Annotated in this window: 7 protein-coding genes; 3 read left to right on the forward strand and 4 right to left on the reverse strand. The window is 72.8% G+C overall.

What is annotated here, in order from left to right; genetic code table 11:
- A partial coding sequence (locus BHU15_RS22225) for an SDR family NAD(P)-dependent oxidoreductase (protein WP_141726857.1) occupies positions 1-229 on the reverse strand: 229 nt, incomplete at its 3' end.
- 88 nt (positions 230-317) lie between these two features.
- On the opposite strand from BHU15_RS22225, the gene BHU15_RS22230 reads away from it, so the two are divergent.
- On the forward strand, positions 318-1,196 hold the full coding sequence (locus tag BHU15_RS22230; RefSeq protein WP_069628820.1) for a LysR family transcriptional regulator: 879 nt from the start codon (positions 318-320) through the stop codon (positions 1,194-1,196).
- A gap of 25 nt (positions 1,197-1,221) precedes the next feature.
- On the opposite strand, the gene murJ is transcribed toward BHU15_RS22230, so the two are convergent.
- Both murJ and BHU15_RS22240 read right to left on the reverse strand, forming a co-directional pair.
- Positions 1,222-2,937 (reverse strand): murein biosynthesis integral membrane protein MurJ, encoded by a 1,716-nt coding sequence (murJ, locus tag BHU15_RS22235; RefSeq protein ID WP_069628815.1) that lies wholly within the window; start codon positions 2,935-2,937, stop codon positions 1,222-1,224.
- Positions 2,938-2,983: 46 nt separating this feature from the next.
- Complete coding sequence (locus tag BHU15_RS22240; RefSeq protein ID WP_069628816.1) at positions 2,984-3,811, reverse strand: LLM class F420-dependent oxidoreductase; 828 nt, start codon at positions 3,809-3,811, stop codon at positions 2,984-2,986.
- A gap of 214 nt (positions 3,812-4,025) precedes the next feature.
- On the opposite strand from BHU15_RS22240, the gene BHU15_RS22245 reads away from it, so the two are divergent.
- Complete coding sequence (locus BHU15_RS22245) at positions 4,026-5,567, forward strand: CehA/McbA family metallohydrolase (protein ID WP_069628817.1); 1,542 nt, start codon at positions 4,026-4,028, stop codon at positions 5,565-5,567.
- A gap of 67 nt (positions 5,568-5,634) precedes the next feature.
- On the opposite strand, the gene BHU15_RS22250 is transcribed toward BHU15_RS22245, so the two are convergent.
- Complete coding sequence (locus BHU15_RS22250) at positions 5,635-6,141, reverse strand: carboxymuconolactone decarboxylase family protein (RefSeq protein WP_069628818.1); 507 nt, start codon at positions 6,139-6,141, stop codon at positions 5,635-5,637.
- A gap of 250 nt (positions 6,142-6,391) precedes the next feature.
- On the opposite strand from BHU15_RS22250, the gene afsR reads away from it, so the two are divergent.
- Positions 6,392-9,469 carry an SARP-family global regulator AfsR gene (gene afsR / locus BHU15_RS22255; RefSeq protein ID WP_069628819.1) on the forward strand — a complete coding sequence of 1,026 codons (3,078 nt, stop codon included), beginning with the start codon at positions 6,392-6,394 and terminating at the stop codon, positions 9,467-9,469.
- Positions 9,470-9,830: the final 361 nt, after the last annotated feature.

The following is a 9,830-nucleotide window of genomic DNA, read 5'->3' on the forward strand; positions in this document are numbered from 1 at the left end:
TCGCCGCCGCGGCGGCGACGCTGTCGTCGGAGGTGACGTCGAGGGCGACTCCGAACGCGTCCGTGCCCGCGGCACGCAGCCGCTCCACGGCATCCTCGCGCCGGGCGTCGTCACGCGCCCCCACGGCGACGGTGAAGCCAAGGGTTCCGAGACCCTGGGCGATGGCGAAGCCGATTCCCTTGTTCGCGCCGGTGACCAGCGCTGTCTTGGTGTCGTTCACGCTCTCCATGCTCGGCGGGCGGCGTCCGTTTCGTCCAATATCGATCAAGTACGCTGTGATACCCGGCAGGTATCACACGGTGGACGGGGCGGCGGTCGTGGACGATCTGGAGACCCGTGAGCTGCGGTACTTCGTCGCGGTCGCCGAGGAACTGCACTTCGGGCGCGCCGCCCACCGGCTCGGGATCGCGCAACCACCGCTGTCACGCGCCATCCGGCAGCTGGAACGCCGGCTCGGCGTCCGGCTCCTGGACCGGGACCGACGAGGAGTGGCGCTCACCGGCGCCGGCGGTGTGCTGCTGCGCGAAGCCCGGGCAGCCCTCGACGCGGTCGCGGCCGCCGCGCACCGGACCCGGCGGGCGGAGGATCTCCAGCGGCCACTGGTACTGGTGACGAAAGCCGGCGCATCGCACGAACTGCTCCGACGGCTCCTCGCGTCGGCGGCGGCCGACACCGGCGCGGCACCGGTCGAGGTCGTGCTGTGCGAGGTCGGTGAGCAGGCACGGTTCCTGCGCAGCGGGCGCGCGGACGTGGCCCTCATGCACCGGCCGGTCGACGACCTGGCCGGGTTCGACACCGAAGACCTCTGCACCGAAGGCCAAGTCGCCCTCCTGCCGTCGGCACACCCGCTCGCCGCGCGTCCCCGGCTCACCCTCGCGGACGTCAGCGACGTGCCCGGCCTTCCCATCGCCCGATGGCCCCGGCTCGACGGCACCTATCCGGACGGCCCCGGGCCGGAGGTGCACACCCAGTCCCAGCTCGCTCATCTCGTCGCGCTCGGGAAGACGCTGCTCGTCATCCCCGCCTCCAGCCGCGCCTGGCAGTGGCCCGACCACGTCGCCGTACCCGTGATCGACGCCCCGGCCATCACGACGGTGCTCGCCCGGCCGGCCGGCCACCACTCACCAGCCCTCACCGCACTGACCCGAGCCGCGTCCGCTCTACGCGACACACCACCGGCCGCGCCCGCGCCCTGAACCTCCTCGCGACCGGTCGCCGGGGTCAACGGCCCAGCCGTGTGCGGACCATGGCCGTCAGCGCCGTCAACTCCGGGACGCGCAGCAGGCGGGCCGTGAGCAGGAAGACGAGCAGGAGGACCGTGCCGCCCGCCGTCAGGGACAGGAGGGACGGGAGCGCGCCGGGGCCGAGCTCGGTGGTCAGGGTGTACGACACTGCGCCCGCCGCCAGAGCCGCCGGGACCGAGGCCGCGATCAGGCGGGCGTAGGTGCGCAGTACGCGGGCGCCGTCCAGGTCCACGCCGAGGCGGCGGCGGAGGCGGCGCCAGGCGATGCCGACTCCGAAGGCGTAGCCGAGGCCGTACGACGCGGCCATGCCGACCACCGCCCAGCGCGGCGGGAGGACGGCGAAGCAGAGGGCGGACGCGGCGGCGTTGACCAGGGCCACAACGAGGGTGTTGTAGAAGGGGGTTCGGGTGTCCTCGTACGCGTAGAAGCCGCGCAGCACCACGTACTGGACCGAGTAGGGGATCAGGCCGAGGCCGAAGGCCATCAGCGCGAAGCCGATGCCCCGCGCGCCCTCCGCGCCGGAGCCCGCGTACAGGAGCGTCGCCATCGGGACGCCCAGGGCCAGGAAGGCGAAGGCGCACGGCACGATCGCGACGGCCGAGGTCCGCAGGCCGTACGAGAGGTCGTCGCGTACGGCGGTCGCGTCGCCGTCGACGGCGGAGCGGGCGAGGCGCGGGAGGACGGCCGTCATGACGGAGACGGTGACGATGGCCTGCGGCATCTGCCACAGGAGCAGCGCGTAGTTGTACGCGGTGATGCCGGTGCCGGTGAAGCCCGCTCGTTCGGCCGCCGCGCCCGCCTTGGTGGCGAGTTGGGTGACGACGACCATGCCGAGCTGGTTGGCGAGCACGAAGAGCAGCGTCCACTTGGCGAGGCCCATCGCCTTGCCGAGGCCGTGGCCGCGGAAGTCGAAGCGGGGGCGGAGCCGGAAGCCGGCGGCGCGCAGGTACGGCAGCATGGCGAGCGCCTGGACGGCGAGGCCGAGGAGCGTGCCGATGCCGAGCAGCCGTACGCCCTCCGGGGTGATGGTGGCGGGGGTGACTCCGGTGCTCGTGAAGCCGCCGAACGCCCAGATGAAACCGCCGAACGCCGCGATGATCACCAGGTTGTTGAGGACCGGGGTCCACATCATCGCGCCGAAACGGCCGCGCGCGTTGAGGATCTGGCCGAGGACGACATGGGCGCCCATGAAGAACATGGTGGGCAGGCAGTAGCGGGCGAAGGCCACGGTGACGGCCAGCCGGCGCGGATCGTCCGCGATCTCCGGCGACATGGCGTGGACGAGGAGCGGCGCGGCGACGACGCAGAGCACGGTGACGGCCGCGAGCGCCACCAGGACGAGGGTGAGGAGGCGGTTGGCGTACGCCTCGCCGCCGTCGTCGTCCTTCTTCATCGCGCGCACGAGCTGCGGCACGAACACGGCGTTGAGGGCGCCCCCGCCGACCAGGACGTAGATCATGGTGGGCAGGACGTTGGCGACCTGGTAGGAGTCGTTGAGGGTGCCGACGCCGATGGCGGCGGCCATGACCAGCGTGCGGGCGAACCCGGTGATGCGCGAGACGATGGTGCCGGCGGCCATGAGCGCGCTGGACTTGCCCAGACCGCCGCCCGCCTTGCCGGGCCCGGGTGCCGCCGGGGCGGGCTGCGGCGGGACTCTCAGGGTGACGGTGTCGTGGTCGTACGGCGTGCTCATCCGCACACTCTTTCACCTGCGCGGAGACGCCGGCCGACGGCAACCGTCACACGTACCGCGCGTACTCGTCCAGCGTCCGCAGGACCTCCGTCTCGTCACCCGGCGGCAGTTGGAGCACCGCCTCGGTCACGCCCAGGTCCGCGTAGTACGTCAGCTTGCCCGGCGTGGGGCGGACGGCGTACGGGACGATCTGGAGGGCCTCGGGCGGGCGGCCCGCCGACTCCCAGGCCGTGCGCAGGACCGGGATCGACTCCGCGAGGCCCCGGCCGCCGATCGGCAGCCAGCCGTCGGTCTGTTCGGCGATGTGGGCGAAGAGCTTCGGGCCCGCCGCGCCGCCGGCCAGGGTGCGCGGGGCACCGTTCGCCGGCTTCGGGTGGGCGTCGCTGGCGCGTACGGAGGCGAACTCGCCCTCGTACGGCGTCGGTTCGGGCGCCCACAGCGCGCGCATCAGCGCCAGCCGGTCCCAGCCGAGCGCGCGCCGGGTCGTCCACTCCACGCCGTGGTCCGCGGCCTCTTCCTTGTTCCAGCCGAAGCCGATCCCGAGCGTGAACCGGCCGCCCGACAGATGGTCGAGCGTCGCGATCTGCTTGGCGAGGCCGATCGGGTCGTGCTGGGCGATGAGCGTGATGCCGGTGCCGAGACCGAGGCGTTCGGTGACGGCCGCCGCCTGGGCGAGCGCGACGAAGGGGTCGAGCGTACGGCCGTACTCACGCGGCAGGTCGCCGCCCGCCGCGTAGGGGGTGGTCCGTTCGACCGGGATGTGGGTGTGCTCGGGCAGATACAGCCCGGCGAAGCCACGCTCCTCCAGCTCCCGTGCGAGCCGCACGGGTGTGATGGTCTCGTCGGTGAGGAAGATGGTGGTCGCGATGCGCATGCGGGCGTTCTCTTCTCAGCTGGAGGGGGTCGGCGGTCGGGCGGCGTTCCAACCTATGCCCGCTCGGGCGGGACCGGCACGTGTCGCGCGCCGTGGCCACTGGCAATGTGCGCACCACCTGCCCACCCCCTTCCCTTGTACGGGCGTTCACGACTCAATACCAGGGTTCGGAACCTCCACTCCTGTCCCTCTCGAACCCCGGGGAGCCGTCGGCATGTGCAACGACCACACGGAACACGCGATAGGCAGACGCGGTCTGCTCGTCACGGGGGCCGCCGCGGCCCTTACGTTGGGCAGCGTGAGCTTCGCGAACGCCGCGTCCGACGACAGCGGTACGACCGGTACGAGCGGCACCGAGACCAAGACCGTGCGCGGCACCCTGCCGACCGGCTCCCCCGACTTCGTCTATCTGCCGGTCGACGTGCCGCGCGGCGTTCGCGAGATCCGCGTCGCGTACAGCTACGAGCGCCCGGCCATGCCCGCCGGCCAGCAGGGCAACGCGCTGGACATCGGCATCTTCGACGAGCGCGGCACCGACCTGGGCGGCGACGGTTTCCGGGGCTGGTCCGGCGGCGCGCGCAGCGAGTTCTTCATCCGCGCCGACGAGGCGACCCCCGGGTACCTGAAGGGCCCGGTGCGGTCCGGGAAGTGGCACATCGCGCTCGGCCCGTACACCGTCGCGCCCCAGGGTCTGGCGTACGAGGTCACCATCACCCTCACGTACGGCACCCCCGGCCGCACCCCACGCCCGGTCCACCCGCCGGAGCGGGCCAAGGGGCGCGGGCGCGCCTGGTACCGGGGCGACTGCCATCTGCACTCCGTGCACTCGGACGGCCGGCGCACCCCGGCCGAGATCGCGGCGGGCGCGCGGGCGGCCGGGCTGGACTTCATCAACACCAGTGAGCACAACACCTCGTCCTCGCACACCGCGTGGGAGGGGCTGTGGGGCGACGACCTGCTGATCCTCACCGGCGAGGAGATCACCACCCGTAACGGCCATGTCGTGGCGATCGGCATGGACGCGGGCACCTTCGTCGACTGGCGCTACCGCGCCCGCGACAACCGCTTCGGCCACTACGCGCGCGAGGTACGGCGCGCGGGCGGTCTGGTCGTGCCCGCGCACCCGCACGCCACCTGCATCGGCTGCAACTGGAAGTTCGGCTTCGGCGACGCCGACGCGGTCGAGGTGTGGAACGGTCCCTTCACCCCGGAGGACGAGGTCGCCCTGGCGTCCTGGGACAACACCCTGGTGTCGGCGGCCCGTTCGGGCCGGCCGTGGACCCCGGCGATGGGCAGCAGCGACGCGCACCGCGACCCCGAACCGATCGGCACCCCGCAGACGGTCGTTCTCGCCGACGACCTGTCCCGCGAGGCGATCCTGGCCGGCATCCGCGCGGGCCGCAGCTACATCGCGGAGTCGGCGGCCGTCTCCCTGACCTTCGGCGTCTCGGGCGGTCGCGGGCAGCACGCGGGCATCGGCGAGCGGCTGCGGGTGGCGGACGACACCCCGGTGACGGTACGTCTGGAGGTCACCGGCGCCCCGGCGGGCAGCTCGGCGCGCATCGTCACCGACCAGGGGACGCTGCACACCGTCACACTGCCGGAGTCGGGCACGGGGACGGTGGAGTGGCGTACGACGCCCGAGTACGCGACGTACGTACGCGCCGAGGTCCGCCGCCCCGCGACGGCCCCGCCCCTGCCGGGCAACTTCGTCGCGCTGACGAACCCGGTGTTCCTGGGGCGCGAGGGCGCGTAGTGACGTACTGACCGGGCGCCCCCTGCCGCCGGAGGCGGGGCGGGGGCGCCGGGCTCACTTCCAGGGGTCACTTCCAGGGGTCGCTGAACGAGCGGCCGGGCACCGGCTTGGCGACGAGGGCGATCGCCATGAAGAAGCCGACCTGGCCGATGGCGTTCATCAGCGTCGCGAGCGCCTTGTCGTCGTACTCCGCGGCCACCAGGTCGTACAGCTCGTCGGGGACGCGCTCGCCGTGCGCCGAGGGCTGGAGTACGGCCTCGACCAGCGCCAGGGCCGCGCGCTCGGCGGCGTCGAAGTACGGCGAGTCCTGCCAGGACGCCACGGAGGTGATCTGCTCCTCCGGTGCGCCGGCCTTGCGCAGGAAACCCGTGTGCAGAACGGTCAGATAGGTGTTGCGGACGATCTGTCCGGCACGCAGGTGGACCAGGCCGATCGTGGTGCGCGGTACGGAGCCGTTGCCGACGGCCTTGAACAGCGCCGCCGACACCTCCGTCAGTTCGGGAACGAGCTTCGTCGGGTCCTCGGACAGCCGCGGGCCCATCGGTACCGCCGCCGTGATCGAACGTGTTTCCATCGCCGTCTCCCTGACGTTGTCGTGTCGTTGGCGTCGTTGTCGTGTCGTGGGCGTTGCCGCCCTCACCGGACTGACGGACGCCGGCGCGCAGATGTGACCGGTGCGGGGACCGCACCCGGATTTACCCGGAGGGGCCTCGTCCTTTACCGTGTCGAGGGCTTGTGCAGACCGCCGCCCGAGGCTGACGCCGCCGCTCCGGACAAGGCAGACTGTCGGGGGCGATACCGGCAGTTCGGGGGCAGGGGGAGCTATGGACCGTGACAGCGGGCCGCGCGTACCAGAGCAGCGCGCTCCGGCCACACTGGACAGCACAGCGACGGCCGCATCCATCACCACGACGACCACGACGACGGCCACGACGAACAGCGCGCCCGACAGCCCCGCGACGTCGTCTCGGGCCCCGGTTCCGCTCCCGGTCCCGGCGCCCGAGCCCCCCGTCGGTGAGCTGCGCTTCAGCGTGCTCGGGCCCGTACGTGCCTGGCGTGGCGGCGAGTTGCTGGCGCCCGGTTCGCCGCAGCAGCGCGCGCTGCTCGCCGCCCTGCTCCTGCGGGACGGCCGTACCGCCACCGCCGGGGAGCTGATCGACGCGATCTGGGGCGACGCCGCGCCCTCGCAGGCGCTCGCCGCCGTACGGACGTACGCCTCCCGGCTGCGCAAGGTCCTGACCCCCGGCGTCCTGGTCAGTGAGTCCGGCGGTTACGCCCTGCGCACCCGGCCCGACGCCCTGGACCTGAGCCTGGCGCGGAATCTGTCCGTCGCCGCCGAGAAGGAGCGGGCGGCGGGCAACCGGCAGCAGGCCCGCCTGCTGATCAACAAGGCGCTGGGGCTCTGGGACGGCGAGCCGCTGGCCTCCGTGCCGGGGCCGTACGCCGAGACCGAGCGGCACCGGCTCGACGAATGGCGGCTCCAACTCGTCGAACACCGGCTGGACATAGACCTGGAGCTTGGCCGGCACGCGGAGGCCGTCTCCGAACTCACCGCGCTCACCGCCGATCAGCCGCTGCGCGAGCGCCTGCGCGAGCTGCTGATGCTGGCCCTCTACCGCAGCGGCCGGCAGGCCGAGGCGCTGGCCGTGTACGCGGACACACGCCGCCTCCTCGCCGACGAGCTGGGCGTGGACCCGCGCCCCGAACTCTCCCGGCTCCAGCACCGCATCCTCCAGGCGGACGCCGAGCTGGCCCGCCCCGTGGAGGAGACCGCGCCGGTCGTGACCTTCACCCGGCCCGCCCAACTCCCCGCCACGGTGCCGGACTTCACGGGCCGCGAGGCTTTCGTACGGGAGCTGGGCAGGCGGCTGGCGAGCGCCGAGGGATCGGTGATGGCCGTCTCCGCGCTCGCCGGTATCGGCGGCGTCGGCAAGACGACGCTGGCCGTGCATGTCGCGCACGCGGCAAGGCCGCGCTTCCCCGACGGCCAGTTGTACGTGGACCTCCAGGGCGCCGACGCGCGCTACGCCGAACCGGAGGCGGTGCTCGGCTCGTTCCTGCGGGCGCTCGGCACGCCCGACTCGGCGATCCCGGCCTCGCTCGACGAGCGCTCCGCGCTGTACCGCTCGACGCTGGACGGCCGCCAGGTGCTGATCCTGCTCGACAACGCGCGCGACGCCGCGCAGGTGCGCCCGCTGCTGCCCGGCACGGAGGGCTGCGCCGCGCTCGTCACGAGCCGGGTCCGGATGGTCGACCTGGAGGGCGCTCATCTGGTCGACCTGGACGTGATGTCGCCGGACGAGGCGCTTCAGCTGTTCACCCGCATCGTGGGCGAGGAGCGCGTCAGTTCCGAGCGCGAGGCGGCGCTGGACGTGGTCGCCGCCTGCGGTTTCCTGCCGCTCGCCATCCGGATCGCGGCCTCCCGGCTGGCCTCGCGCCGCACCTGGACGGTGGCGGTGCTGGCGGCGAAGCTCGCCGACGAGCGTCGGCGGCTCGACGAGCTCCAGGCGGGCGACCTGGCGGTGAAGGCGACCTTCGAGCTGGGTTACGGCCAGTTGGAGCCCGCGCAGGCCCGCGCGTTCCGGCTGCTGGGGCTGGCCGACGGGCCGGACATCTCGCTGGCGGCGGCAGCCGCCGTACTGGATCTGCCGCTGCACGAGACCGAGGATCTGCTGGAGTCCCTGGTGGACACCTCACTGGTGGAGTCGGCGGCGCCGGGCCGCTACCGCTACCACGATCTGGTCCGGCTCTACGCGCGTGCCTGCGCCGACCGCGACGAACAGCCGCCCACCGGCATCGACCTGGCGCTCAACCGGCTGCTGGACTTCTATCTGGCGACGGCGGCGCGGGTCTACACGATCGAGCGCCCTGGCGACCGGCTCAAGGACCATCTGGAGCCGACGGAGTACGAGGGCCTGGTCTTCACCGACCGGCAGGAGGCGCAGGACTGGCTGTACGCGGAGGCCGACTGCCTGCTGGCGTGTGCCCGGCAGGCGGCGGGCGGGACGCGGCTGCGCGGCGCCGTGGATCTGCTGTGGGCCGCGCAGGACCTGGCGGAGTCGGGGGCCAACTCCAAGTCGTACGAGGCGGCGGCCCGTTCGGCGCTGGCGGCGGCGCGTGCGGCGGGTGACGCCCGTACGGAGGGGCGCGCCCGGACCTCGATGACCAACGTCCATCTGGTGGCGGGCCGTTACGAGGACGCGGACGACGAGGCCCGGCAGGCGGCGGCGCTGGCCCAGTCCGTCCAGGACCCGGCGCCGGTCTACTGGTCGGACAACGACCGCGGCATCATCGCCTTCAACCAGGGCCGTTACAAGGACGCCGAGGCGCATCTGCTCAAGGCGATGGAGGGCTCCCGCGCCGACGGCAACCGCCCCGGCGAGGCGAGCGCCCTGTGCAACCTCTCGCGTATCCAGCACTCCATGGGCCGTACGTCACGGGCCATCGCGCTGGCCGAGCAGGGCGTCCAGGTCTACGACAGCATCGGTCACACCCTGCGGCTGTCCAACGCCCGCTTCGCGCTGGGCATCGCGCTCACCCACGCCGGGCGGCTCGGCGAGGCGCTGGAGCAACTCGCCGACGCGCTCGCGGGGTTCGAGGCGAACCGGCAGCGTCTGTGGGAGGGCACCACCCATTTCCGTATCGCCCAGGCCCACTTCGCGGCCCGGCGCGCCGCGTCGGCCGCGCAGCACGCCGAGCAGGCGCTCGCGATCGGCTGCATCGGCGGCGACCGGACGCGGGCCAACGTCTTGATCACGCTGGGCAAGGCGCTGGAGAATCTGGGGCAGGCGGACCGCGCGCGGGTGTGCTGGCGCGAGGCGCTGTCGCTGCTCGGGCAGTCGGACGCGGCGGAGGCCGAGGAAGTACGGGGGCTGCTCGACGCGCCGCTCAGCGCGGCGTAAGTACCGCCCGGCGCGGCGCAATTGCATGCGGCGCGGCGTGAGGGACACGGATGCACGCGAGGGACGTCCGATGTCCTGCGGGGTGCCCGGCCTGGGCGTTCATCGAATGTTTATGCTCTTTAGGCATGCTCCAGTGCATATTCGATCCGTCGCCTCGGGGGGCAGACGGGTCGCTTGGGACCACCAGCTCCGTCGGGAGGTGGGCGGTCCACCAGGCCTTCTGCCCGGAGACCTCGGGGGAGTATCCGGGCGGAAGGCCGCCTCGTAAGACGCAGGCGATCCCAAGGGGGAGAAGATGAGCACCGAGAAGAGCGAGAAGAACGTCGACGACGTCACCACTCAGGGCGACCACCACTCGCCG

Source organism: Streptomyces niveus (genome assembly GCF_001723055.1).
GTDB lineage: Bacteria > Actinomycetota > Actinomycetes > Streptomycetales > Streptomycetaceae > Streptomyces > Streptomyces niveus.